28 protein-coding genes are annotated in these 25,119 nt (G+C 42.1%); 11 read left to right on the forward strand and 17 right to left on the reverse strand.

Annotation, left to right across the window (positions count from 1 at the left end; translation table 11 throughout):
• Window positions 1-14: 14 nt before the first annotated feature.
• The 11 genes from JGK14_RS01170 to JGK14_RS01220 form a co-directional block, all read right to left on the reverse strand.
• The gene (locus tag JGK14_RS01170; protein ID WP_325314650.1) at window positions 15-845 is read right to left on the reverse strand and encodes a ThiF family adenylyltransferase; all 831 of its coding nucleotides are present in this window, start codon (window positions 843-845) and stop codon (window positions 15-17) included.
• A complete protein-coding gene (locus JGK14_RS01175; RefSeq protein ID WP_325314651.1) occupies window positions 838-1,599 on the reverse strand; it encodes a hypothetical protein in 762 nt (253 codons plus the stop codon). The genes JGK14_RS01170 and JGK14_RS01175 overlap by 8 nt, the downstream gene beginning before the upstream one ends.
• The gene (locus JGK14_RS01180; RefSeq protein WP_325314652.1) at window positions 1,592-2,299 is read right to left on the reverse strand and encodes a hypothetical protein; all 708 of its coding nucleotides are present in this window, start codon (window positions 2,297-2,299) and stop codon (window positions 1,592-1,594) included. The genes JGK14_RS01175 and JGK14_RS01180 overlap by 8 nt, the downstream gene beginning before the upstream one ends.
• On the reverse strand, window positions 2,272-3,084 hold the full coding sequence (locus tag JGK14_RS01185; RefSeq protein WP_325314653.1) for a hypothetical protein: 813 nt from the start codon (window positions 3,082-3,084) through the stop codon (window positions 2,272-2,274). The genes JGK14_RS01180 and JGK14_RS01185 overlap by 28 nt, the downstream gene beginning before the upstream one ends.
• 1 nt (window position 3,085) lies before the next feature.
• On the reverse strand, window positions 3,086-3,334 hold the full coding sequence (locus JGK14_RS01190) for a hypothetical protein (RefSeq protein ID WP_015211754.1): 249 nt from the start codon (window positions 3,332-3,334) through the stop codon (window positions 3,086-3,088).
• Window positions 3,335-3,336: 2 nt separating this feature from the next.
• Entirely contained in the window at window positions 3,337-3,534 is a 198-nt protein-coding gene (locus JGK14_RS01195) for a hypothetical protein (RefSeq protein ID WP_325314654.1), read from the reverse strand.
• A gap of 28 nt (window positions 3,535-3,562) precedes the next feature.
• The gene (locus tag JGK14_RS01200) at window positions 3,563-4,264 is read right to left on the reverse strand and encodes a hypothetical protein (protein WP_325314655.1); all 702 of its coding nucleotides are present in this window, start codon (window positions 4,262-4,264) and stop codon (window positions 3,563-3,565) included.
• A gap of 61 nt (window positions 4,265-4,325) precedes the next feature.
• Window positions 4,326-4,598, reverse strand: a complete 273-nt coding sequence (locus tag JGK14_RS01205; RefSeq protein WP_325314656.1) for a hypothetical protein — start codon at window positions 4,596-4,598, stop codon at window positions 4,326-4,328.
• 109 nt (window positions 4,599-4,707) lie between these two features.
• Window positions 4,708-5,400 carry a siphovirus Gp157 family protein gene (locus tag JGK14_RS01210; protein WP_325314657.1) on the reverse strand — a complete coding sequence of 231 codons (693 nt, stop codon included), beginning with the start codon at window positions 5,398-5,400 and terminating at the stop codon, window positions 4,708-4,710.
• A 3-nt stretch (window positions 5,401-5,403) separates the two neighbouring features.
• Window positions 5,404-5,655: a hypothetical protein gene (locus tag JGK14_RS01215; RefSeq protein ID WP_325314658.1), complete on the reverse strand. Its 252-nt coding sequence runs from the start codon at window positions 5,653-5,655 to the stop codon at window positions 5,404-5,406.
• Between the two features lie 42 nt (window positions 5,656-5,697).
• Entirely contained in the window at window positions 5,698-6,192 is a 495-nt protein-coding gene (locus tag JGK14_RS01220; RefSeq protein WP_325314659.1) for a hypothetical protein, read from the reverse strand.
• A gap of 397 nt (window positions 6,193-6,589) precedes the next feature.
• Between JGK14_RS01220 and JGK14_RS01225 the strand changes: the two genes are divergently transcribed.
• Both JGK14_RS01225 and pgeF read left to right on the forward strand, forming a co-directional pair.
• The gene (locus tag JGK14_RS01225; protein WP_325314660.1) at window positions 6,590-7,390 is read left to right on the forward strand and encodes a hypothetical protein; all 801 of its coding nucleotides are present in this window, start codon (window positions 6,590-6,592) and stop codon (window positions 7,388-7,390) included.
• A 297-nt stretch (window positions 7,391-7,687) separates the two neighbouring features.
• Window positions 7,688-8,434: a peptidoglycan editing factor PgeF gene (gene pgeF / locus JGK14_RS01230; protein WP_325314661.1), complete on the forward strand. Its 747-nt coding sequence runs from the start codon at window positions 7,688-7,690 to the stop codon at window positions 8,432-8,434.
• A gap of 21 nt (window positions 8,435-8,455) precedes the next feature.
• Here the strand turns inward: pgeF and JGK14_RS01235 are convergent, their stop codons facing one another.
• Complete coding sequence (locus tag JGK14_RS01235; protein WP_325314662.1) at window positions 8,456-9,367, reverse strand: tetratricopeptide repeat protein; 912 nt, start codon at window positions 9,365-9,367, stop codon at window positions 8,456-8,458.
• Window positions 9,334-10,740, reverse strand: a complete 1,407-nt coding sequence (locus tag JGK14_RS01240; RefSeq protein ID WP_325314663.1) for an NB-ARC domain-containing protein — start codon at window positions 10,738-10,740, stop codon at window positions 9,334-9,336. The genes JGK14_RS01235 and JGK14_RS01240 overlap by 34 nt, the downstream gene beginning before the upstream one ends.
• Before the next feature lie 173 nt (window positions 10,741-10,913).
• Between JGK14_RS01240 and JGK14_RS01245 the strand changes: the two genes are divergently transcribed.
• The 3 genes from JGK14_RS01245 (at window position 10,914) to JGK14_RS01255 (ending at window position 12,410) form a co-directional block, all read left to right on the forward strand.
• Entirely contained in the window at window positions 10,914-11,081 is a 168-nt protein-coding gene (locus JGK14_RS01245; protein WP_325314664.1) for a hypothetical protein, read from the forward strand.
• Between the two features lie 214 nt (window positions 11,082-11,295).
• Window positions 11,296-11,448 (forward strand): hypothetical protein, encoded by a 153-nt coding sequence (locus tag JGK14_RS01250; protein WP_325314665.1) that lies wholly within the window; start codon window positions 11,296-11,298, stop codon window positions 11,446-11,448.
• Window positions 11,449-11,552: 104 nt separating this feature from the next.
• Window positions 11,553-12,410 carry an aKG-HExxH-type peptide beta-hydroxylase gene (locus tag JGK14_RS01255; RefSeq protein ID WP_325314666.1) on the forward strand — a complete coding sequence of 286 codons (858 nt, stop codon included), beginning with the start codon at window positions 11,553-11,555 and terminating at the stop codon, window positions 12,408-12,410.
• Between the two features lie 183 nt (window positions 12,411-12,593).
• On the opposite strand, the gene recG is transcribed toward JGK14_RS01255, so the two are convergent.
• From recG to JGK14_RS01270, 3 genes are all read right to left on the reverse strand, one after another.
• On the reverse strand, window positions 12,594-14,678 hold the full coding sequence (recG, locus tag JGK14_RS01260; RefSeq protein ID WP_325314667.1) for an ATP-dependent DNA helicase RecG: 2,085 nt from the start codon (window positions 14,676-14,678) through the stop codon (window positions 12,594-12,596).
• Window positions 14,679-15,150: 472 nt separating this feature from the next.
• Entirely contained in the window at window positions 15,151-16,839 is a 1,689-nt protein-coding gene (locus tag JGK14_RS01265) for a relaxase/mobilization nuclease domain-containing protein (protein ID WP_325314668.1), read from the reverse strand.
• Window positions 16,840-16,896: 57 nt separating this feature from the next.
• A complete protein-coding gene (locus JGK14_RS01270) occupies window positions 16,897-17,202 on the reverse strand; it encodes a hypothetical protein (protein ID WP_325314669.1) in 306 nt (101 codons plus the stop codon).
• A 37-nt stretch (window positions 17,203-17,239) separates the two neighbouring features.
• Here JGK14_RS01270 and JGK14_RS01275 point away from each other — a divergent pair, with 37 nt between their 5' ends.
• The 6 genes from JGK14_RS01275 (at window position 17,240) to JGK14_RS01300 (ending at window position 21,680) form a co-directional block, all read left to right on the forward strand.
• Entirely contained in the window at window positions 17,240-17,674 is a 435-nt protein-coding gene (locus JGK14_RS01275; RefSeq protein ID WP_325314670.1) for a hypothetical protein, read from the forward strand.
• A 361-nt stretch (window positions 17,675-18,035) separates the two neighbouring features.
• The gene (locus JGK14_RS01280; RefSeq protein WP_325314671.1) at window positions 18,036-19,217 is read left to right on the forward strand and encodes a ParM/StbA family protein; all 1,182 of its coding nucleotides are present in this window, start codon (window positions 18,036-18,038) and stop codon (window positions 19,215-19,217) included.
• The gene (locus JGK14_RS01285; protein WP_325314672.1) at window positions 19,210-19,674 is read left to right on the forward strand and encodes a hypothetical protein; all 465 of its coding nucleotides are present in this window, start codon (window positions 19,210-19,212) and stop codon (window positions 19,672-19,674) included. Before JGK14_RS01280 ends, JGK14_RS01285 begins: the two co-directional genes overlap by 8 nt.
• A gap of 53 nt (window positions 19,675-19,727) precedes the next feature.
• On the forward strand, window positions 19,728-20,573 hold the full coding sequence (locus JGK14_RS01290) for a mobilization protein (RefSeq protein WP_325314673.1): 846 nt from the start codon (window positions 19,728-19,730) through the stop codon (window positions 20,571-20,573).
• On the forward strand, window positions 20,570-21,259 hold the full coding sequence (locus tag JGK14_RS01295) for a DUF6753 family protein (RefSeq protein ID WP_325314674.1): 690 nt from the start codon (window positions 20,570-20,572) through the stop codon (window positions 21,257-21,259). Before JGK14_RS01290 ends, JGK14_RS01295 begins: the two co-directional genes overlap by 4 nt.
• A gap of 7 nt (window positions 21,260-21,266) precedes the next feature.
• Window positions 21,267-21,680 (forward strand): hypothetical protein, encoded by a 414-nt coding sequence (locus JGK14_RS01300; RefSeq protein ID WP_325314675.1) that lies wholly within the window; start codon window positions 21,267-21,269, stop codon window positions 21,678-21,680.
• On the opposite strand, the gene JGK14_RS01305 is transcribed toward JGK14_RS01300, so the two are convergent.
• Window positions 21,677-25,033, reverse strand: a complete 3,357-nt coding sequence (locus JGK14_RS01305) for a CHAT domain-containing protein (RefSeq protein ID WP_325314676.1) — start codon at window positions 25,031-25,033, stop codon at window positions 21,677-21,679. The genes JGK14_RS01300 and JGK14_RS01305 overlap by 4 nt on opposite strands.
• Between the last annotated feature and the right edge of the window lie 86 nt (window positions 25,034-25,119).

The raw sequence follows: 25,119 nt of genomic DNA on the forward strand, positions 1-25,119 counted from the left end.
GACGGATGTTAGACTCAAGCGTTAGATTTCAACGCCGCACACACCGATTGCTGGGTAATGTAGAGCGATCGCGCCGTCCCACTCTCCAAATCAAAATAGGTCGCAAACCGCTTGAGATTGCCCGCAGCCATCCGGTACAAATAATCCGCCGCCTCAGCCGCCACTCGAACATTCACGCTCTCACTCTGCACATTCAGCACTGCCATCTCAGCACAAGATAGATTATTTGTCAACTCTTCAGGTTTCGGTTTCAAAAGGTCAGGAGCCAGGAGCACCGGAGATGGCAGCCTAGCACATCCCAGCCCCCCAAAATTATAGAACTCCGGGTCAGTTTCCAAAGAACTGCCCAGCAAAATTTGTCCGGCTGCTGCATGATTTCCGCAATCCAGATACCACACGCGGGGAATTTCAGAACGGCTGTAAAATTGGTTTAACTCCAGAGCCTGATTAATTGCCGCTCTGCCGGCTGCCGTGTCCACGCACCCCACCAGGATGGTCAGTTTGTCGTAGGCGTAGCGGATTAGCTTGGGGTCAAATTCCTGCACGAAAGCCGTCGTGTCAACTCCCCAAGCGATAGAGTATCTCAACGCTAGAACCAGCGCCTTGGGCAGTCCGATTTCCTTATCGCAGAAAGCTTGCCTGCTGATGTTGGCCTCTTCAACTAGATCGGGATCTGCGATCGCAAATTGCACCTTCTTCCCCGACTTACCCAAACTCCGTGCCAACCGTGCAATATGGTACGATAGCCAAGAACCAGTTCCTCCCGCCCCAATTAGCCAAAAATCAATCGAATTGGCTTGTCTGACAATCAAAGGCGAAGCTGACAAATAATCATAATTAAACATGGGGTAAATCTCCAATTGTTGTTGGTAATTCGATAGGGTCATCTAACAAAGATGGCGCAACAGAAGTGGAGTAAAATTTATCAATCAAATAGTTTTTTTCTCCGCCAACTGTGACATCTACAATGAAACTAGGCAATTCAAATATCCAGTCAGCAGGAACGTGCCAGAATTGCCGATAAACTCCCACGCGGCAAATAATTTCAGCACTCGATTCAGTCACTTTCCCTAAAACTGCGAAAATGCGGAAACCCCCTTCATCCGCATCATCAGCACCAGAGAAGAAAGCTGCCATTCGATTATGCGAATGTACCTCTACAGTGGCGTTAATGTAGGAGGAATCTAAACCGTATTCAATCGCTTTGCATCTAGCAGAACTTTGCGTTTGCTCTGGAACTACAAGTTGCCATTGTCCTTGCTCATAATGAATGTGGAAAATAATTTCTAACGGTGGTTCTGCAAGCGCGGCGATACAACTTTCCTTCCACATTTGGATGAGTATCTGCTGAGGGATTCGTCCGGGCGTTAATCGGACTAAAGGCTCAATCGGTTCTAATCCTCTGAGTGACGCAGTAAAAAGTTCCACCGGAATTATCACTTCTAAACCCAGTCTAACCGCTCTAGCAAAAATTCCATTGCTGCCAATCAGGTACTCGAACATACTGCTAGAGTGAAGCGGCGGATTTTCTCCGAGTTTGACAATCTTATAATCGACCAATTCTAGCTGGTATGGATTTAAGTTTGGTGGTTCAATCATCAGTTATTGCTGCAACTAATTTGGCAATTGTTTGCTTGGTAGCAATTAAATCTTTAACAGGGTAAGATGAACGTTTAACCGCTTTTTCGAGTTGTCCGCGTATATCACTGGGTTGTGCCCTAGATTTGCCATCGCTCAAATGTCCGTTGAAAGGACTAGAGATAAACAATTCCCAAGCTTTTGTAATATTATTGGGCGAAGCAACAGGCGGTTTATTATCTCCCCAGCAGATGCGTCCGCAAGATTGATAGGAATGCAAATAAACATTGGGTAGCGGAACGTGAAAAGCTTCTGCTTCTGGGTCAAATTTCGAGCCTTTAATTGCCCAAATCCAGTAATCAGATTTCAACCCCAAAAACACCATTGCTGGTAAAGGAATCAAGTGCTTTGATTCCAACAGATTTATTTCGTGTTTCTGAGGTGGTACAAATTTAATTGTCCATTCCCCGGCGCTGCCAGTTCCCCAACGTACTATCCCCGATTCAGGGTTTATCCAACCCGAATCAATGGGTGTATTTGCAAAAGCTGCTCGCAGAGTTGCTGGAGACAGACATTTGTACTTAGAACTGTCCGCAGATTGATAGTGAAAAATGTAAGTCCCGCCCTCAATAAAGAGAAGTTCGGCTTGAATAGCGGACAACTTTCGAGGGGCAACCTCTAGTACCTCTCGAATTACTTCAGATGCAATGTCAGATTCCATAATGCTAAGATGTGCGAAAAATTGGTGTTAGGGTCAGATTCAATCCAGTCAATCAATTCGCAGGCTTTATCTAATAGCTGACTGGCTTTTTTCCATTCACTAGCTAGGAATTTAATGTCTTCAATTGTCCAGGGTCTTGATTCAAAATTGCGATTCCAGTAACTTTCACAGCAAACACTTTGGTCTAGCCAAATATTTCCTGTTTCCAAGTCAAGGAGTGCTAATGCTGTCGGCAAATCGCTGATAGGAGGTGCAACACGACGGGCTAATCTTTTAAGAAGTTTGAAGTTAGTTTTTTCGGGATTTGCAATGTCTTTCAAGCTGTATCCAAACGTGCATTCGTACCACGATTCCCCTTCCTCACCTGCTACGGATTCCAACCACCATCTACCTGACTGCGAAAGCGGCAGTAATATCTGCCATCCGCTTCGCAATGCGTCAATTCCTTCTTCATGGTCTTGCCAATCTACTCCTTTGGGCGAGACAGGAATTTGATAGAGGCGCTCTTCATAAGCACCCTCTATAATTATGTCGTCAATGGGAAACAGATGTTCGCTAACTAGCGAAATAAACTCCAACTCCTTCGGACTGTGACTTTCATCTTCAGAGTAGATTTCGGATTGGCTTTTTTCCCATTCTAAAGGAAACAATTCTTGATAAAGACTGAGTAGCTGATAAGTGTTCAGCTTAGTCCACAAATAGTCGGTTGCTGATTTAAAGTCGGTGATTGGTTGGCACTGCTGTAATATTTGCAGAGCGGATTTAGCATTCCAAATTGCAGCCATATTAAAACCCCATTGGAACTGCACCAGCTACAGAGCGACTATTTAACAATCGTTCCTTAGTTTGCTCAACTGCTCTCACATCGTCTGTCCCTTTTGAAATAGCTAACTCAATAGCTTTTACCATTTCTTTCATAGTCGCGCTATCGAGTTCGCCAGAAAGCTCTAACCGTTGTAGTTTCCGGCACATAGATAGTGCTGGATTGACTTCTTCTGGTGCATTAATGAGGAATTCTAAAGGAGTCATTTTCATGGTTATTTTACTCCTTTAGAGCCGTTGCGTTTGGCTACTGTAATCAATTGTCCAGGTTTTCTAATGATGTCGGCGTTGGCGCAATCTGGGTAATAAGTTGTGAGCAATTTGCGGAGTTCGTTATCATCATTTGCTATTTCCTCATCAACAGGATGCTGTTGTCCCTCGAAGGAAATTAGCACTTTCTTTTTTGAAGTCATTTTTTTTTCCCAAAAGTAGGTATGTCGTTCAAATCCCAAATAAGGTCAGTTGCGTCCCAGTAGTTTTAGACTCTGTAGAAGTTGTAGACGTAGTGGTGCTACTTGCTTCGCTTCCAGGTTTATTTGGGTTAGCGCTTCTTTTCTTTTGGTTGCGAGCATTAGCAATCTGTCGCCGCACTTGGCGATTGGGAAAATCTGCTACAAGTTCCTTCAGCAGTTCTTTTAGAGGAGGCGGTAATTCTCCCAAGGATGACTCCCTTATCGTTTGGCTAACAGGAAAGTCCCTGTGACTACTTGCGGAAATAATTACAATTCGTCCGTCTGGATGGCCGTCATCTGGTTTAAATGTCAGGTGCACTTCGACAGTACATTTCTCTAAGATATAAGGTTCTTCTTGATGTTCGGATTGTAAATTGTGGAATTCTTCAGTTTCAGAGACAGTATTTTCTTCATCTTCCTCTGCCCAATTATCATCATCTATTGATTCTGAATCGCTTGCAGAGGTTGATGATTTAGTAGCGACTGGTTTTTTAACTTTAGCTGGCGAGAGGAGACCTAGATAATGTTTTTTGGCTTGCCAGCGATCGCGGTCAAATAGCAGTCCAATCTTTTGGAATTTTTCCTCTATTGTTTCTTCATTTTCGGCTTTAATTGTATACTCAATTAACTCTTCGCTCGTTACCGATAAATTAGCGACCGCGACTGCCTCTTCTGGTGTCAACCATTTCATTTTTGCTATGCTATTTAATAGTTTATCATACTACTTATGGGCGTTAGCCCCCTTATTAATATTAATTAAACTTATTTTTATTCAAAGATCCACTTAATAATAGTAGCGGCTCATCAGCGTAGGCTTCTACTTCTAAGTAATCGGTCATTGCTTCAGCTACAGCGGCTCTTATAGAACCAAGGAGGACGAACAATCGCCCATCTTTTATGGGAAACGATATATCGATGCGAGCGTCTCCATCCTCAATTAAGATGGCAAGTTTCCCTCGATAAATTCGGTAGGTAATTGTGTCAAATGTTGAAATGTCAAAGGAATGGTTGTTTTGTTTATTCATGGATTAAGATGTCCTAAATTACTTCAAAAAAATGGTTTAGCAGATAGCGATATAACAACTATCTGCTGTTAGTTAAACCTCCCACGCTTGCTTGTCTGAAAATTTACCCCTACCCGGCTCGTGCTTTCATCTTCTTGTTAGAACGATCAACGCTTTTAGCGATCGCCTTTTCTTTACGCCCAGTATTCTGCGTTGTAGTTGAATGAGTTTCCTGAGAGTTTGCAGCAGCCCGATTAGAAATTACCTCAGTTGCAGAGGTAAGATTTGATGGTACTATTCCATATTCAACTCTGAGTTTACGCTCAATTCGAGTACCATCAACGGGAATGCCTTGTTTCCAGTCAGCTAGGATTTTGCGTTTGTTGGGTGTAACAACTAGCTTTTCTGTGCGGTACTCTGTTGGCAAATCACAAGGATTTATTAACACTTCGCAACTCGGCGGATTTTCCTTGAGTCGGATGTGACGCGATCGCCCCACAATCTCTGTAGGAATTACTCCCATTGAGTGAAATTGTAGCAGGGTTTTATCTAGACTGTTGCGCCACCGTTCCAGTCGTTCAATTGCCTCATTATGCAGTTCTACTAAGTGTTTTAAACGTGCTTTGACGGCACAAATTTCAGCATCTAGTTGGTCTGCTAGTTCGGCTTGAGTGTCAACAGCAATTTCCTGGTCTGTCTGAATTTCCCAGAGTTGTTTGAGGATAGTTTCCTCTTCTTCGGGAGTTTCAGCAGTTTCCAATTGATTCCAGAGTTCGACTGCTTGTATCGAATATCTGGCTAACGAATCTTTGGCTAAATACATTAGTTACCACCTTCCGCAACAATGAAAATACTCATCAAAAGTTTCAATGCTAGCGAGTATGGCTAGCGTTTCTGGCGTGAGTTCGTGTTCCAAACTATGAGAGTCAATGCTTTCATCGCCTACTTCCAAAATTTCCGTCTCTGGGATAAGTTCTAGGGAGTCCGATTTGAAATCCACTCTTCCCAGCAAAGAAGTATTAGTGTAGGAAATGAGTGTATTTCTTGTGTCGTCAGCTTCACATTGTTGTAGGGACACGGTTGTGTAAAACCTCGTCTACGATTTCAAATTCAACAATGCTTAATAGTGCTTTCCATTTCGCGTAGAAGCCCTTAAGCTTTCAACTTTTTTCAAAGCAGGAACCCGCTGCTTGCGAGAAGGAAGTTTTTCTTCAGATACATCTGATAATTCTTCTGAAAAGTTATCTTCGTCGCCTTCAAGATCGTCGTTAGTGAAATCAGCATCGTTATCCTCATCCGCGTCATCCACTTCGCTTTCATCTGTCTGAACTTCTGGTTCTGGCGATGCAGCAGCAGGTGAGGCAGTTGAGGTAGCGATGATGTCATAGCCGAGTTCTAGGATTAGCGATCGCACGACGCTTTCCATCTGCTGTTCCGATAACCCAGGAGTCGTTCTTTTGAGTTCCTGCCGTTTCATCAACATCCACACTTCCAGAGTTTCTTCGGACGTTGCAGCCTTCAATGCCAATTTGATTTTTCTTGTCAGTTTGTCCCGCGTCGATTTGAGACGGTCTGTGGCAACTTTTTGTGTATTATTGGGCAGATTTGTAGGCATGAGTAGTAGCGTACCAAATTATTATTTCCACCCCAATATCTGGGCGTTAGCCCATGTATAAGTCGATGACATCGCCAATTAGGTATAGGTGTGTATAATTCCTTGGCATGATGAGATACGACGCGCATATTTAGTAGGTTAAAGGCTGAAACTACACATAGTCTGAGCTTATACATCGCCTACAGAAAGCATAACCATGAGCCAAATAAGAGGCTTTTACCCAGTTATTCTTATCCCCGATTCAATTCGTCAGTTTTGCGCGGATAACCCGATACCTATTTTGGAAGAAAGTGCTTCCTCTACAAGAAAACCGCCTTTGACGCCGCGATCGCCAGTTTCCAATAATTCTCGTTATTCCCTGATAATTCAACTTTGGATAGCCAGTGTTGCGGTAGTAATGTTGGTTAACTGGCTGTTTGGCATGAGTGTTATGGCTTTCTGGTCATCGCTGACCTGTTCCTCAGTGAGTGCAGTGGCGACTTTTTCCTATCTGCGGTTTATTGATTTTCAAGTGCGCGATCGCTATGAGCAACGACTAGCTGAGTATCAACAACAGTTAGCCGAATACGAAAGTTATCAATTGTGTTACTTGCAGCCAAATGGCAAGGAAACTGAGCAATATAATTTTATGTTGCAGGAGCAATCTAAGCTGCTTAAAAGTTTGTTGAAAAAAATTGTTCAACCGCCAGCAAGTCAGAGTAAGGGAGGAGTACAGCAAGGGGTAAGTGAAAAACAGTTTTTTGTTTACTTATGTCGTTATTTCTCTGGGTTTTATGACTTCTGCATGGGTGGTGAGTTTCCTATACCCGGTACATCTTTTCGTTACACTGCTGACTTTATTCTGATTCATAAACCGACAGGTTTAGCGATAGATATTGAGATTGATGAACCTTATGATGGGCGAACGGGAAAGCCTCATCATTGTGTGGATAGGAATAAAGATAGTCAGCGCAATCGGTTTTTTTTAGAGAGAAATTGGGTAGTGATTCGGTTTTCTGAGTTGCAAGTTGTCAAATACCCTGATGCTTGTTGTAGAGTTATTGCTAGAGTTATTTGTCAAATTACGGGTGACTATAGAGGTTTAGTTCAGTTGGGAAATGTTGCTGATTTGCTTTCGCATAAGCAATGGACAGTTAAGGAAGCTACTTATATGGCTAAAATGAGATTTCGCCAATCTTACTTAGAAAACAATTTTTAAGTTGATCGCCAAGTTAAATGGCTGATCCCAACTTTACGTAAATACACATTTAAAGCATTTTGTCAAGACTAATTTAGATGCGATTGCCCTGATCTTGTCACCCCCCTGAAGCCCTCAGCGGCTTTCTTCCGTTGAATCCAGTTCTCAGCATTGGTTCTAGCCTTTGTTGGACTATGTTTCACCGTGATCGGTCTTAATATTGGTTTAGGTGTTGCGGTGTATCTAAAGGTTCATATTTAAGATTTTTAAGATAAAATATAAAAATATATTGCTTATCTCATCAATAAAATACCCACAATGCCAGATAAAATTTCTTTTACCAAATTTGATTCATACAGAATATTCAATATTATTTCCACTAGAACCTGGCAATCTATTAATCCTTTTATAGGCTATAAGGCCCTTTCAAGAATTGCTAAAGGATTACAAACACCAGAACAAGAAAATCATATTTTGAATAGAATAATTTTTGCTGAACAAGTACATGGTAAAAATGTTCACATTTGTCAGATAGGTGATGGGGGGTCAATTAGATTAGGAGTTGATGGTTTAATAAGTAATGTAACAGATCATATTTTAGCGATTTATTCTGCTGATTGTATTCCTTTACTTCTGTTCGATCCTAAAAATAAAGTAGTGGGTGCTATTCATGCAGGCTATAAAGGTCTATCACAAGGAATTATAACCAATTGCTTAAGGGAGTTTCAAAACAATTTTAATTCCCAAATGTCTAATATTATCATAGGTATCGGTCCCTTTATTCATGTTTGTTGTTATGAAGTTACAGAAGATATATTTGATTTTCTAGAAAATTTAGGGTGGATGAAGTTTTTAGTTAAAAGAAATGAAAAATATTTTTTAGATTTAACTCCTATTGTTTATCAACAACTAATGATTAACGGTATTTTAAAATCTAATATTGAAAATATTAATCTTTGTACATCATCTCGAAAAGATATTCTATTTTCTGCTAGGCAAAGAACTTCCGAAGAAGAAACAGGTTCATCTATTGTCAGTTTAATTTCCTTAACAAATAATTTTTAATAATGAAAATAACAGTTGTTTTTATTGCTCCAAATTTGTCTTTATTTTTTTTATTAAAATAAAGATTTTCTCTCTGACATAAATAATCTCTTTTCCACTAATTTCTAATGCTTTATCTAAAAGGTTTAAAGCATTTTGATATTCTTTCTCTTCATTATATACCTCAGCTAATCGAAAAAGAGAAGCAGCAATTGTATCTGTTCTACTTATTTCTTTACTTATTTGATACGATTTTTCATAAAATTCTTTAGCTTTTTGGTACTCTTTGTTTATCAAATACCACTTGCCTAAATTTAATAGAGGTGGTATTTGATAATAACGATAAGATTTCCCTAGTTTTTCAAATTGAGATATAGCTATATTTAATTGGTGATAACTTTCGGAAAAATTGTGTAACTTAAGATAAACGCTCCCTAGCAGATTATGTATTGATGCTTCTTGATAAGCCCATTCTATTTTTGGTATAGGAGAAATATTTTCTCGATTATTATGAATAATTCGTAATGCTTGTAGATAAAAGTCCAAAGATATTTCTCTATCTTTTTTCCTATATAAAAGTATTCCTAAATAGCGCATTGAATTACACTGATTATAATCATCCTGAATTGATTTAGCTATTTGCAAGCTTTGATTCATATATCTTTCAGCATTATCATAATCTTGCCATTCCATATAACTCCATCCAATTTCTCTCAAAATTAAACTTTGGGACGAAAAATCATGTAAACTGTTTGTAGAGTCTAAAGCAATCATTGTACATTCAAAATAATCATTCCAGTAGCATAATTCCCACAAGCCTTTATTGGCTCTTTTCCAAAGATCTAAAACTTCTTCATGTAAATTTGCTTTTTGTAAAAGAGAAAGAAGTCGTATAAAATTTCTTCTCTCTTCATATGAATTTAAATGCCAGGTTTGTCTATACTGGGATTCCATGTAAATTGTTCTTTCTTTAAATTAGCTATTTGTTTTAAATATTCGGTTGAGGGTTTCCAATTGTCAACTATTTTCTGACGAACACTGGTTCTCACCCAAGGGTGTAAGTCAATTCTTGAAATATTTTTATTATCTTTTTTATCTTCGATTAAATACCATCTTCTTAATTGAGAAACTTCTTGATTTACTTGTGAATATGACACCTTAAGACTAGCAGCTAAATCATTTAAAGTGATGCCAGCATCAGCAATATATCCAATATATCGCAATATATTTTGTGCAGTTTCATTAATTCTTAACCATGCCGTTTCTAAGGAATATTGATAAAATACTTCAACTCGTTTTCCAGCTTGTTGTAGTTCGGATAAAACTGGTTCAATATCTCGATCATGATAAGCGCGTCCAGCAACAAAATGTAATGCTAAAGGTGCGCCACAAGATAGTTCATAAATTTGACTAAGTTGTTCTTCAGTAGCTTGTAGGATAACTGATATTTCATTACATTTAGCTTCTTCAAGTAATAGTTTATCAGCCCACTTTCTGTCTAATCCTGGAGTTTTTATTATTCTAACATACTGAGGTTTAGTTTCCAGTCTACTAGTGATAAGAACTCGACTAAATCTTAATAAGTCAATAAGATAAGCCATAATTTCTTCTAAATCGGAAGTTTCAGCATTATCTATAACAATTAAAAATTTTTGGTTTTTGATATTTTGTTTAATTTTTTGAAATGAGCAATCAAGCTGTTCTGTTATCTCCTGTAAAAACATATGTAAAGTATAATTTTGAGAGTTTACATACACAATTTTTTCATTAACAATTTGACTATCTCTAGCTGTAACCCATAAAATATTTTCAAACATTTTTCTATGAATAGCCTCTTGAGAAATTTGGTAGGCTAATTCCGTTTTTCCATATCCTGAACCACCCCATAGACATAAGATAGGTAATTCTTTTGGATTATTTAAACGTTGCAATATATCCTCAATCATATCATTTCGACCCCAGACAGTTTGACATCGATATCCAAGCAGATATCTGGGTTCTAAAATTTTTATTTGTTCAGTAGGATTATGTTCAATAATTTCTTCCCAATTTAAACCTAAGACCTTACAAAAAATCTTGAATGCTTTGGCATTAATATTAAGGGGTGTACCTATTGGCTCTCCATTTATAAACCGTTTCCATGTTTGTATAGAAAAACCTTTGGGGATTTCATCATCTTCTGTCCATGAGGAATCATTGAGTTTAGCTGCATATTTTAGCCATTCATCACTATCTTTTGGCCAGCCTGTACTATCTTGTGCTTCTTGTAAGGCTTGCTGGATTTGCTGAAACCCATCTTCAGAAGCCTTTAGGTATTTGGAGTGCATACACTTAAATTTTTTGTTTGTCAAGAGCAGAAAGGATCAAATTTTACCCGTTTACCCGTGATTATAGCTGATCCCTTCTGAGATGGCTGACTTACAACTAGATTGTTAGCCTCAAAGAGTGATGCAACAAATCACCCCAAAAACACAAAACAACAAAACAAGGCTAGGTAATTATGAGCTACAACACAAGCATAATCCCAGATAATAAGGGTGGTCATGGTACAGGCGGTGGTCATGGTACTGGTGGCGGTGGTCATGGCGGTGGTCAGAATGGTTCTGGCGGGCAAAGCGGTGGCGGACACGGTAGCACTGGTGGTGGCACTGGAACTCGCGGAAAATAAACGTTAGAAGATAGTGCTGATGACGACTAAAAACACTTAGGTGTTTGTGACTGATAGGGTGGGCAATGTCCACCCTACCCAGAAAATAAGCGCGAGCGCGCTTACCAGCATTTGATTACCGACAAGCGTTTAAGCCATTGTTATTGTTGAGTAGTGGGTCAAATTAACCCAACAAAAACAGCAAAACCAACACATTAATTTAGAGAGGTGACTTATGTCTCAACACGAAGCAAATACTGTCAAAAAAGAGTTAGAAATTGACGACTTACTTGAGAGCATGGCAACAGAAGTTAAGCGTGATTCTCAAGCTGTAAAAGAATCAATTGCTAACTACATGGCAAAGCAAGAATCTGGTTTTGTATTCTAGTTTCTTGAATAGATAGGTTGACAAGGGAGTGAAGTTTCTTACTTCCTTGTTAACTGAAATATCGTTCAAATTTTCCCCTAATATCTAAAAACAAGGAGAACCCCATGTTTTTTATCAATTTACCTCATACAGCCACTAATGTTTTTAAATTTGTCCATGCAAATTCTGGACTTAAGCCATGCCATAGTAACTTGAAAGAACTTTTCACTATTCAGTTATCCCAGCTTCAAAGAAGTAATCTTACACTGGCAGATATGCCATCTATTTCTTTTGGTACAAGGAGAATTGCTCGAACTCAAGAAGCATTTATGAATGGTGGATTCGGATTGATCGAGGAGTTTACACCAGAAGAAGAAGCTCTCATAAAAGACAAGTTTGAACAATCATTGCTATTAATTCAACAACTAGACTCAAGATTGTTTGAAATGGTTCGTATCTTGATTAGTGACATTGTTTTTGTAAAGTCCCCACTCAAAGAAAATAACGGCGGTGGTTCGGGAACTTCATCTTACGTTCTCGGAGTTATCTGGATTGCTCCTGGTCAACATTGGGCTGTTGAAACGTATGTAGAATCAATTTTGCACGAGTTCATGCACATAAATTTACTTTTAGGTGAGGCAGTTTATGGACTCTACAAAAATACAGAAAAATTAGATGAGCCAGAAGCTCTAGTCATGTCTGCGGTAAAGCTAATTCCTAGACCATTAGACAGAGCTTTTCATGCAGCCTGCGTTGCCACGGTACTTGGTTATTTTTATCACCTGTTAGACCAAAAAAATAGTATCAAAAGATTCTTAGACCCGCTTCCAGAGTCTGTTAGCGGGTTAGTAGAAAAACAGGAGTACTTTAATGGTTACGGTCAAGCCATTATTCAACAGATGAGTTCTTTCATAACTGTTCCCAACTTTGACTATTTGAAAAGAGTTATTAATGAGAGACAGTTTGCTCAATTTCACGAATGACGCTCGCCTAACGGGGAAGCATATCATCTAGAAGTAGCAGAGGAGAAATAATCATTGGAAACCTCTCAAATTCTCGGTCGTTCTATTTGGTATGTTCCCGATTAGCGATCGTTAACTGAATTGGATTTATTACCCCTGCTGACCGACCAAAGCCTCCTATCATTTGAAAACTGGTCTGAACAATTAATTAAGAGTGCTATTCCAACTCTCCAGCCCTCGTCTTTTGAGTTCTGCAACCATCAATGGATGCCCTTCTAAATTCGGGTCACTCTTAACAATTGCTACTGCCATGTAACGAGCTAAATTCAGCAAATCCTCATCATCCAGTATATTCGCCAAAGCAAATTCCGAAATACCCGACTGACGGTAGCCCATCACAACTCCCGGTCCGCGCAACCGCAAATCCATCTCTGAGATAAAGAACCCGTCGGTGGATGTTTCCAACACCTCAAGACGTGCCTTAGCTTCTGCTGTTTTACTGGTATTGAGCAGCAGACAGTAGGAACGGTAAGACCCGCGACCGACGCGACCTCTTAACTGGTGCAGTTGAGCTAAGCCAAAGCGATCGGCATGGTCGATTAAAATGACTGTAGCGTTTGGAACATCTACGCCCACTTCCACAACAGTCGTGGAAACCAGTATTTGGGTTTTGTTGTCGCTGAATGAGTTGAGGGCTTCATTTTTTTCTACTGATGTCATCCGACCGTGCAGCAAACCAACTCTAAATTCGCGAAAGATTTCACTTGACAGTCGATCGTATTCTGCTACCGCTGCTCTTAAATCTAGCTTTTCCGATTCTTCGATCAGGGGAAGGATGATGTACGCTTGACGACCTCGAAGTACCTCAAGGCGGATTAAATCGTATGCTGAAGCGCTTTTATTAAGCACTTTCGTGTGAATCTTCTGACGACCGGGCGGTAACTCGTCAATCTGACTGACATCCAAATCCCCGTGCAAGGTCAGTGCTAAAGTACGCGGAATAGGAGTCGCGGTCATCGTCAGTACATGAGGTCTGTTTCCCTTGTTCAGTAAATCCTGCCGCTGTTGCACCCCGAATCTGTGCTGTTCGTCGATGACTACCAGACCGAGTTTGTTGAAGTTGACCTTCTCTTGCAGAAGCGCGTGAGTTCCTACCAATAGTGAAAGTTCACCTGTCTCTAATTGGGCGTGGATTTCTCTGCGCTTGGCGGTTTTGGTAGAACCCGTCAGCAATTGAACAGAAACGCCAAGGCGTTCAAACCACGTCGCAATCTTCCTGTGATGCTGTTGGGCTAGCACTTCTGTAGGTGCCATAAGTGCCGCTTGGTAGCCAGACTGGATGGCAGCGAGGATAGCAACGACAGCAACAACTGTTTTACCAGAACCGACATCCCCCTGTACCAGTCGGTTCATCGGCGTTTTGGAAGTCATGTCGTTGAGAATGTCGTTAATGACCCTACGTTGAGCTGAGGTAAGCGAGAAGGGAAGTTGAGAGTAAAACTGTTGGATTAGAGGGCCAGCAGGAGTTATTTTTGTAAGAGCCGATCGCGCCAAAAGTCGGTGGCGACGCACGAGAAACGATAGCTGAAGATAGAAAAACTCATCAAATACCAGGCGACGGCGGGCAGCTTCCAGTTTTGTTTCGTCTGGGGGCTGGTGGATGTTTGCGATCGCCTTCTGTAATTCCATCAAACTATGTTGTCGTCTGAACTCCTGCGGCAGGGGGTCATTTAGCAGCTTGGCAGATTCCAAAGCTGAGGTTACTGCATCTTGGACAATTTCGTTGCTAACTCCCTTTGTCAAAGGATAAATTGGGATAATTGAATTTTTCGTATCCTTGGCTTCGTCTAGACCGATTAATCGGATTTCAGGGGAAGTTAATGTCATTCCGCAATAGCTATCGGCTTTGACTATTCCAGATATAGCAACAATGCTTCCAGCAACATAGGTGGCGCCTTGCTCGTTCCTCCACTTTTTTGATTGGTAGTACGGGTGGCTGAAGAAACGCTTGCAGGCAATCTTACCAGTTCTGTCCTTGACAATAATAGTCTGAATTGTTAGCCTAGAATTTTTAGGCGGACTGACTACTTCCTGATGTTGAATTTTACCTACAACCGTGACTGAATCGCCTACGTTCAACTGATTAATTTTTACTCGTCGATACTTAATGTAATCACGGGGAAAGTAGAGCAGTAAGTCTCGTACAGTTGTAAGGCCCAGCCTTTCTAGCATTTTGTAATTGCTTCGGCTTAACCCTGGCCGATCGCAAATGGGTGAATGCAGTTTCATGATGATAGTTGGGAACTTCTCAGATTCAAAGTTTTGTTAGCAAGCCATTCATAATGCTGCGCTAGCAGCCACTTCACCAATGGCAAATTGCTGAATCAAATTGGAAGATAAACTGCTTTTAGTCCTTCCCTTACTTCTAACAAAGCAGAGTTCCATTATCGCTGGTTGCACGAAGATTTAGCGCACATTCGAGAGAAGTATGTGACGTAGATTCATAATTTTAAGGTGGCGCTTCCACTCCTTCACACTACTGATAATGGAGGCTGAGTCACGGCTTAGGCAAGCAGGTTTGGAAAAAGCGCTTTTCCAAATAGCATATTGTTTGGTTTTTAGGTGGGTTGCAGCGACGGCTTTACTGCTCAAAAAAGTCGAAAAGGGCGTCGTGAAAATAAGCAATTTGTTTATCGCCCAACTTCAGTCATCGTTTCCTGACCCGATGAAAGCTGCGTAAAATACTAATAGTGAGCTTTGATTAATCCAAAATTACGCCAAAATTGCGATCGATTGCTTCATGACGATCGTTAAAACCATTTTCGTTTTCTTGCTCTTGAGATGCTAAGATTGCGTTCCAGCCGGCAAAGCCTGGATTGATTCGCTTTGATTGAGGGAATGTTTCAATAATTTCTTTTGACTGTCGATCGCCGTCTCGATCTCCTTTGAAGCCAACTACTATAGTTTCTACTTCCTCAAGAAAGTCGGTTGGCAGCGAAGAAACCGCATCAATACTTAAGTATAAAGTCGGCGTATTATTGAAATCTGGATCTAAGGCAATTACAGACAGGAGTTCTACCGGGTTGCTGGCAATAATGGCTCTTTCAATATTGTTTTGAACCGCTATCCAGAAAACTCCCTTTTCACTGTTGTCGCCTGCTTGATGTGAGCCTTCCCCATGACTGTCAATGGAAAATTTTCCATTGGCGTCTAAGGTGCAGGTTCCTCTGTACTCTCCTGTAAGAGTGCGGAGTTGGAATACAGGGCGGTTCAGGCTGTCTGCGTCTATCCATCCCCTGTCGTGTAGCAGGTCGATTAATTCGGCTGGCAGACAAGCTTCTATTAAATTGCTTCGTACAGACTCCCAGTTAAGTGAGTCGAACCCCGATGTTTCGCGATCGTTGGGCGAGTCAGGTTTGCCTACATCTTCTGACTCAGAGATTAGAGAATCTTTGTCGGTTTCTGAGGAAGTCCCTGTGCTGCTTCCTTCTCGCTCTGACCTGTCAATGTTAGAGTAGCTTTGCCAGTATATTGGTGAAGAATTGCTCTCGATGCTGCTGTTCCTCATTTCGCCGCAGTCATCAGCATCACTATCAGTGTTCGCGTCGCTATTTGGTTTAGAGTTTTCTGTTTCCAAAATTTCGTTCAATTCTCGCTCTTGCAATGGGGGAATGGCTTCCACATTTATGTCAGTATTAGCAGAGTAAGTGACTCCTCTGTATTTTTGCAGCCCCTTGAAGGTGTAAGCTTTGCCTAAATGAGTGCCGCTAAAAGCAATATTGCCTAATTTGTAGCTAATCCCTAATTCGCCTGCGGGGGTGGGTTCTATTTTTACACTAATGCCTTGTTCAACGAGTCGGTCAATCAAAAGAGCGAGCGCGGGACTGTCAGTGGTTGCTCTATCTAGTGCTGTTTGCAGTTGTTCCCGCGTGCTGATTTCCCCCGTTCTTGCTAACCGTCGGTGTTCGCCAGTCGTGGGAGAACGGCGTTCTTTATCAAAACTGCGGGAAGCTGGTGTCAAGTCGTACTTTTCTTCCAATTCTTGAATCAATTTTTCGCTGCGTAGATAGTTCCAGCTATCTGATACGCAAGTTCCTCGTTCATCCAATTTGATACGGCTGGCTGCAATGTGAATGTGGTCGTGGTCGCGGTCGGTATGGCGGATGATAGCAAATAGGTTTTTATCCAGCCCCATTCCTTCTAGGTAATCTAGAGCGATCGCCCGCCATTTGGCATCAGGGATATACTCGCCAGAAGGCACGCTTAAGGTCGCATGATAAACTGGTTTTTGAACTCTAGGGTTGAGTTGTTTGGAGAACAGAAACTCAGCAGCTAATTCCTGGACATTTTCTCCTACCATATTTCCTCCAATCAGTGAAGCTCCTTCTTTGGAGAAGAGGTAATTAAGCAATGGGGTAAAAGTTTTACCGATTTTCTGCTTGCCAATCATTATTTACTAAACTTAAAACTTGTGGAGTAAAAAAGTGATGATTTGTGGATGGTTTTATTAAAAATTTTCGCTAGGAGCTTCTAAATTTTCCTCAATATCGCTTAAATTCATTAGAACTGGGACGTTCATTTGCTGTTGCTGTACTTGCTTGAGCAGTGCCAAAGTTTGCTCAATCATATCCTCAAAGTTGGCGGGCTGTGTAATTCTTTCCCCCATCCATAATGCTTGTTCTGTAGCAAGGGCAATCGGTTTGAGGCGGAGGTTAAGTTCGGCTAATTTTTGGCACAAAGCTGGTTGATGTTGTTGTTTAAAAGTGTGGTATCGGAACAGACTGCTGATGCTCACCTGGAGATTTTTAGCCATTGTCTCAGCAAGTTGAAGTTCTTCTGGCGTTAGGTATATGGCTATTCTTTTGATTCGTTTGGATCTCGACATGGCTAGTTTGCTCGCTATTTGGTGTTGGGTAACGAACTTTATCCTTCGGCTGCGATCGGGTAGAGTGCGCTTCCGGGCGATCGCGCCTCAGCCACCTGCCGATCGCTTGTTGCCAGGAGTGGCTTTAACGCATGGAAACTCGATGTCAGCCTTTCCAATGGAAAATTTTCCATTGCCACCCTTGGTTCAGACTCAGGTTTGGCTGAATTCAGCAGGCGTAGGAATTTCTAATGGAAAATTTTCCATTGTCACTGCGGCCGAGATCCAGATTTGGCTGAACTTAACAGGCGTGGGAATTTCCAATAGACCTCTCCGAAAATCAATGATGCGTGCTCTTCCACTTTTGCTTGCATACCCGATCGCCCTTATCTCTACATCTTTTTTCAAGATGTCTGTCTAATGGAAAATTTTCCATTGAACAGCGACAGGCTGGCAGCAGCGCTCTCCTCATAGGGGTGCTACCCCGTTAGAGAAAGCAGTTTGCACGCACCTCTGACACAGCTTGCTACCAAAAGCTTCGTCAAAGCCTAAGCCGTGAGTCCGATTTTTGCTGGTGTGGGGATTCAGACAACTGGCTGAGGGAGGGGAGGTTTTAGGAGGGTTAATAAGTAGTAAGTGCGTTTTAATCCCTCAATAGCTGTTGTTTTACAGCCTTTTTTTGAGGTGGCACGCTTGGCTTAGCGTAAGCGGTTATTTCTGCACGAAACGTACAGGGCTGTTTTTTTACCACTCTTGAAACTTCAATTAGGAAGACCTGCGATATGAGCGAAACTACTATCGAAACCATAGGGCCTCAAGCGATCGCGGCCTACGATTACGGGGGGTCAGCTACCAAAATTCTCTACGCGGGGCCAAAGAATCAAATTCGACTGCTCTGCATGGAACCGGAGGTCGTATCTGTACCGCAGGAATCTATTTTGGCTTACGGCAGAGACCAATTGGGGTCAGCCGAGCCTGAGAATACGGCTTGGGTTGCCTTTAGAAACGATTACAGGGCAGTGGGGTATTTGGCAAAAGAGAGGTTTCACGCCAATGCCGGCCTTTCGGAGCTCAAATACGAGAGGGCGCTGCACAAAACTCTGGCTGGGATGTGGGCGATTAAGGAAAAGCTGAATTTGCCTGCGAAATTTACGGCGGCGATCGCCGTGTTGTTGCCACCGGGGGAATATGAAGATCGGGGGAGGTTCGAGCGGGTGCTGCGGGAAGCTTTAGCAGATTATCAAACTCCTACAGGTCAGATGAGCGTGGAATTGTTGGGGTTTAACTGCAAGCCAGAGGGGGGTGGTATTTACCTGATGCACAACAAGAAAGTCGGCTCTGTTTTGAAAGAGCGGGTGTGCGCGATCGCCATGATTGGCTACCGTAATGCCAGTCTGCTGGTGGTGCAACGGGGGGATGTTAGGCCGGGAAAAACAAGCGATTTGGGCTTCATCCGCATGGTGGAGAGGGTGGTAGCTAGGACTTCAGGGCAGACTGCTGAGCGATTGACTCCAGCAATTGTAGCAGCGGGGGCTGAGTTCAAGGCAGCTCCTTTGATGCGGTTAGCTCGCAGCACGACTAAGCAAGGGCGGGCGGAAGAAGTACAGCAGATGATAGCAGCAATCAAAGAGGCGCGGCCTGAATATGTGCGGAGTCTCACCAGTTGGTTGGATGAGAATTTGCCACCAGATTGCGATGAGTTGGTGTTCTGTGGTGGGACGGCTGATTATCTCCGTAAAGAGTTAAACGAACATTACGATCGCTTCCCGATTATTTGGAATGCCGAAGTTGCTATGCCACCTATTTTGGCAAAGAAAGGGTTTGAAAATCGGCTCAATGATGTCTATGGGATGTTTTCGTATTTCAAGGGAAGTTTGAAAAAGCAGTTCAATTCTCAGGTAAGGGAAGATGCTGTTTGTGGGTCAAAATATTCCGCTTTTAAGGAGATAGTGGCTCATGGCTAAGGAAAAAGAAAGGGTTGATTTTTTGTGGCGCTATCAACCTTTTAAATCTACTCCTGATGGAGTTTTGATGTCGTATATTAAAGGCAATTTAATGTTGCCTTCGAGAGAAATGATTCTCCAAGCTCTGCGCCCTTACTGGCTGCCGTTAGCGTATCTGGAAAAAGGGGATATCGATCCTGTTATTTTAGGGCGGTTATTTAAAAATGCCGTCTATGTTCTGGAAAAGCAAGCTCTCTATTTGCGCGAGCGAGGCGGGCTTGAATATCCTCCTATTCATATAGGGGGAATGCCTATTTCTTCAATACCATCTTCGCGAGAATTACCTGCTGATATTGAGGAGTCAGACAGGTCTAGGCTGAACGGTGCTAGTTTGAGGTGTTCTCACCATGACCCTAGCAAATTGACTGCGGATGACTTGTTTGAATTAGAGGATTTTGATGATTCAGGATTTGCGTGATTAGGCTTCAAGTGTTGATTTGTTAGAAAGTAAACGTGAAATAGGGATTAGATATGGCAAGTAGAAGTAGGAACTCTAAGTATCAAGTTCAGCTAACAGATTCTCTGGTTCAACAGGTTGATGAAGGAGGAGATGCAGGTATGGGTACAGCGACAGAAAACTCGAATGATTTCAAAGAGTGCGACTTAGAGAAGGTTGAGAAGTCGGCCACTAAAATTCATCTGATTGATGGAGAGAAAGGCGGAGTTGGCAAGAGTTTATTTGCTAGGGTTTTAATTCAGTATTTCTTGGATAAGAATTTCCCGTTTTTTGCGGTAGACACGGATCGCTCTAATCCTGATGTATCTCGAATCTATGAAAGCGTATGCCGTGAAGCTCTGTTTAGCGAGGACGAGAAGAAGTTTTACGAAGCGGATCGGATTTTTGAATTGGCGTTTGAGAAGAGCGTAATTGTCAATTTACCGGCTCAGGTTTATCCTTTGGTGACTAAGTGGATGGGAAGGAACAATTTAATTGAGTTGGGGAAGCAATCTCGTATTAGTTTTTGCAAGTGGTTTATTTGCACGGGGGGCTACGATAGCGTGCAACTCTTTTTGAAGTCAGTTAAACATTTTGATAATAAGATTGCTCACGTCCTCGTCCGCAATTTGGGATTGGAGGATGATTGGAGTTCTGTGGAAGAGATGGAGGAGGTGCAGAATGCGATTAAAAAGTATGAGGTGAAGGTGATTGATTTTCCTAAGTTTTATTCGCGGGAAAGAAATGCGATAGATGCTCAGGGGATAACTTTTGATTTGGCAAGGAATAGTCAGGAACTGGGTGTGTTGGGCCGACAGCGGATTAAGTCGTTTATGTTGTCGGCTTATGAGGCGTTTGAAACTACGGGGATGTTGCCGTGAGTTATGGTGCTGTTGATACTAAATCTTTCCTGGATATTGCTTTAGAGGGGCAATCTGAAGAGTATCGGCGCAAGGTTTTGGAGTTGGCTTTTAAGGGGAAAATTGAGCCAACTGACCCGATTTTTCTGATTTTATTGGCGACTGGCCGCTTGGAAGTGTTGATTCAAGAGAGTCCGAAACCGGAGGATTTTGAGTTAGCGTTCGATCGGTGGGTGGGGCGGATTAACAAGACTTTGGCGAGTTACGAGCGAGTGGCGGTTGAGAGGCAAGAGGGGCAAATTGCTGAGGCTGTCAATTCTCTGGTGCGTCAGACAGAATTGACTCGGTGGAGGACATCGGCTCTTGCTTTGATACCGGCTGCGGGTATCCTGTTGGTGGCGTTAGGTGCCGGTGCTGTGATGGGGTGGATGGGGTTCGTGCGATCGCAGGGGGGATTTGCACCGGGGGAGCCGAGTCGCTTGACTCAAGAACAGGCGGAGGCTTTGCACTGGGCAAGTAGCGCTGAGGGGAAGTTTGCCCGCAGGCTAATGAAGTGGAATTCGGATAGCCTGACTAATCTAGAATGTAAAAAGGATGTTCAGCGTCTGGGGGTAACTCTGGAAGTAGGGGGGCGTCCAGCTACTTCAGGTTTTTGCACTGTATGGGTTGAACCACCAGAGCAGCGTAAGTTTAGGGATATACGTTAGGATAATTATGTTTTCTGAAAAAATTGTTACACCAGAACAAATTGCTTTATATCGGGAACAAGTAGCAGATAATCAAGAAGCACTAGCTGCTCTTGATGTAATTGAAGAGTGGGATGGCGATTTAGCAGATGCGGGTGAATCAATAGCGAAGCTAAATGGTATTGAGGGGGTAGAAACCAATGCTGATTTGCGTTGGTTTGTCCAGAAACTTAAAGAATGCCATAAATTTATTTGTCAACCCAAGTATGAAAACTTGAGAGACAAGTATGTGTCTACACTAATACCTGTTTTAACAGAGTTTTTAGCTGGGAGTTTGAGTTGTCCTCCAGGAGTGGCAGGACTAATTGCTACTCCATTTGCTCTTACCATTGCAGAAGAAGGGATGGATAAATTCTGTCAATCATTTAATACACAACCTTAAATTCCGATTGCGACAAAAGCTGACCAATAATATGGATTAGCAAAGGGTAATGGTTGACGATTGAGGCTTAGACTTTCAGATAAAGAGTCCTTAAATTTTTTGCGATCGCGTTTGGGTGAGTTTTCAAATGCTTCCTCAACTAAGTGTTGAAATTGTGGATAACTTTGGATTCTCGCCCACTTTTTATAGGTTAATGTCCTTAACCATTTTTGAGCTTTGTTGAGGGCAATAGCTACATCCCCTGTTTTGATTTGCGGTAGTCGTTTGAGGTTGTGGTAAAATTTGATCATTAATAAAGTTGTGGCGATCGGATCGACACTCCAAAGCGTGCTGACAACACTCAAACTACCTGCATACAAAAAGCCACTAGGCAAACCAATATATTCATCGCTGATGCTAGTGGGATCTGTCATCCCACTTTCGCAAGCAGAAAAGGTGACGAGACGACATTGGTTCAAGTAAAGTTTTTCAAAGACTTCACCTAATGTTAGGTTAGCTTCTTCCCCTAATTTACCTTGTGGAGCGGCAAGAAGTAAAGCTGATTTTAGCGGCGATTTTGGATAAAATTTGCCGTGACAAGAGAAGTGAATGCAGTGAGAGGAACGCATTTGTTCCATACGTTGATAGAGATTTGCTTCTGTTGCTTCTGCTTCTTTGAGAATAATGCTGTGCTCTAAATCAAAGTGTTGGCGAATTTTATCGATTTCCAGTTGAGAACCAAGTAAAGGTCTAGCAGGTTGTCTGGTAGGATTTTGAATAGCAAATAAGCGGGTAAAATTAGGTCGATTTTGCTCTTGGTCTTTTGCTTGTTTCAGTAATTGGCAACTGGGGGCATAACCTAGACCTTTAGGGAAGCGTTCAAATAGCAATTTACCGTCAGCTAGGGGTAAAGCATGAAGGGGAAATAAATGTAAGTAGCGATGGGGTATTAGGATGAGGCGGTTACATTTAGCACCGCTTTCAGAAAAGTATTGATCGATACGGGAAAGAATGTCATCAATATGCAGAATCTGAGCAAGATTTTGGAGGCGAGAAGCTAAATTATTAATCATCCATGTGGTGTGGTTGTTTGCCTCATTCTGGTAGGAATACCAATAATCTTGAATCCAACTTACCAAAGCCGTCGTATTTTCAGAAGAGGATGAAATAACTATGGGATGGGGGTGATAACAAGTGATAATGAACGTGATAATCTGATTATACGTGATGTACCATTCAATAATAGCGGTGTTTTCATCGGTGAGGGATTGGATATCGCTAAAGGGAATAGATTGAACTTTTTGAGTGAATGTAAATCTAGAGTCTATTTGGTTAATTTCTGCTAACAGTTCATCGCGTTGTTGTTGCAATAGATTTAATTCTTGTCGCCGTTGTTCTATTTGGTCACGATTTTTTTCCTCAGATTCTCGAATGAGTATTTCTAGTTCTCGCTGTATGGCTGGAATTTGTCGCCGCACTTGTTCTAGTTGGTGACAATGAGTTTGGTAAAGTTCTGAGTAAGGGTAAAACTCGCGTTTGGGGTAGATATCTTTGTTAGCTAGAAGTTCGACAAGGTTGCGGGCTTTGCTGCGTTCGGCATATTCGATCGCGGCGGTGTAGTTTTGCATTTCTATGCAAACTTCCACCATATTTAGATAGATTCGGTTGTATTCTTCGGCTAATTTTTGCTTAGTTTCATCGCCAGAATGAATTTCGCCTCGGAGGAACTCGATAGTACTAACCGCATCAGCAAAGGTATCATAAGCTAACTGTAAGTTGGGAACTTCTCGATAGACACGCCCCAAATTAAATAAAGTTTCAGCATGGGCTTGGGGGAAAGCTTCGCGGGTACGAACTTCTAATGAATTGCGATGATATTTTATCGCATTTTCTAGATTATCAGCCCTCTCTCCCTTAATTCTGGCATAGTAGGCATTTGCCAGATTCTGTTGTGTCATTGCCCAATCTTGGGGAAAATCTTCCGGGGTGCGGACTTGAAGTGCGGCAATGTAAAGTTCGATCGCCTTCTCTAGATTATCAGCCTTATCTTCCTTGATTCTGTCACAGTAGACAGCAGCTAGATTATGCTGTGTCATTGCCAAATCTTGGGGAAAACCTTCACGGGTACGGACTTGGAGTGCGGCGGTGTAACATTCGATCGCTTTTTCTAGATTATCAGCTTTCTCCCCACAAATTCTTCTATCGTAGGCAGCAGCTAGATTATGTTGCGCTGTTGCCCAATATTCGGGACAAGCTTCACGGGTAAAGACTTCGAGTGCAGCCGTGAGAAATTCGATCGCCTTCTCTAGATTATCAGCCCTCTTTCCCCTAATTTTGTCACAGTAGGCAGCAGCCAGATTCTGTTGCACCCCTGCCCATTTTTCGCGAAAAGCTTCACGGGTGAGGACTTGAAGTGCGGCGGTGTAAGATGTAATCGCCTTCTCTAGGTTATCAGCCCTGTCTCCCCTGATTCTGTTACGATAGGCAACTGCCAGATTCTGTTGCGTCGTTGCCCAATATTCGGGAAAACCTTCACGGGTGAGGACTTGGAGCGCGGCAGTGTAAGATTTGATCGCATCTTCTAGATTATCAGCCCTCTCTCCCCTGATTCTTTGATTGTAGGCAGTTGCTAGATTACTTTTCGTCATTGCCCAATCTTTAGGAAAAGCTTCGCGGGTACGAACTTTTAGTGCATTTTGGTAAAAGGCGATCGCATCCTCTATATTATCAGCCTTCTCTCCCTTGATTCTTTCACGGTAGGCATTTCCCAGATTATTTTGCGTCTCCGCGTATTTTTTGCTTCCAAGTTCACGCTTATTTAAAATTAGTTTAAAACCTATAAGAGCAATTTCAATATTATCCGCTCTTTTTTCGGAAGGAAAGTTTTTAATATCAATACTTAAATTTTCGAGGTTGGTGAGAATTGACTCAATTACTTCTGGAGGTTCATTGGCAATTAAATTTTCAATCAGTTGCTTTAAAATCTCGGCAAAGCGCTCATTTAGGAGATGTTGGCGTTTCGCTAACATCGGGTAAATTACCGCTACATCGCCCTCGCTATCTTGTTCTGTCTGCAATAATTCTAGGATAAAATTTTGATAATTTTGATAATTTTCATCTTCTGAACTATCGCGATCTGCCTCTTTATTCATCCCCAATAATTCCCCTATCTGACTGGCAATATTTCGCAAAAAATCAGCGCCATTCTCGTTTCCTGCCTTTGCTAACTGTGTCGCTACTCCCTCACAAACTTGAAGAAATCCCAGATCCAGCAATTCCAAGTTAGCCTTTAATATTTGCGGTTCCTCACCGCCAGGGCAACTCAGCAGGGATTGAATGAGATTGATGTAGGCTTGGGTACGGTTTTCATCCATTGGGGGCAACCTTTAGCACAGATCTAACTTGAGTATAAACGCGATAGCCGACTCTTGACTGCTAAAATTAGAGCGATCGCACCCTT

The sequence above is a fragment of the Microcoleus sp. PH2017_28_MFU_U_A genome (assembly GCF_020738035.1).
GTDB lineage: Bacteria > Cyanobacteriota > Cyanobacteriia > Cyanobacteriales > Microcoleaceae > Microcoleus.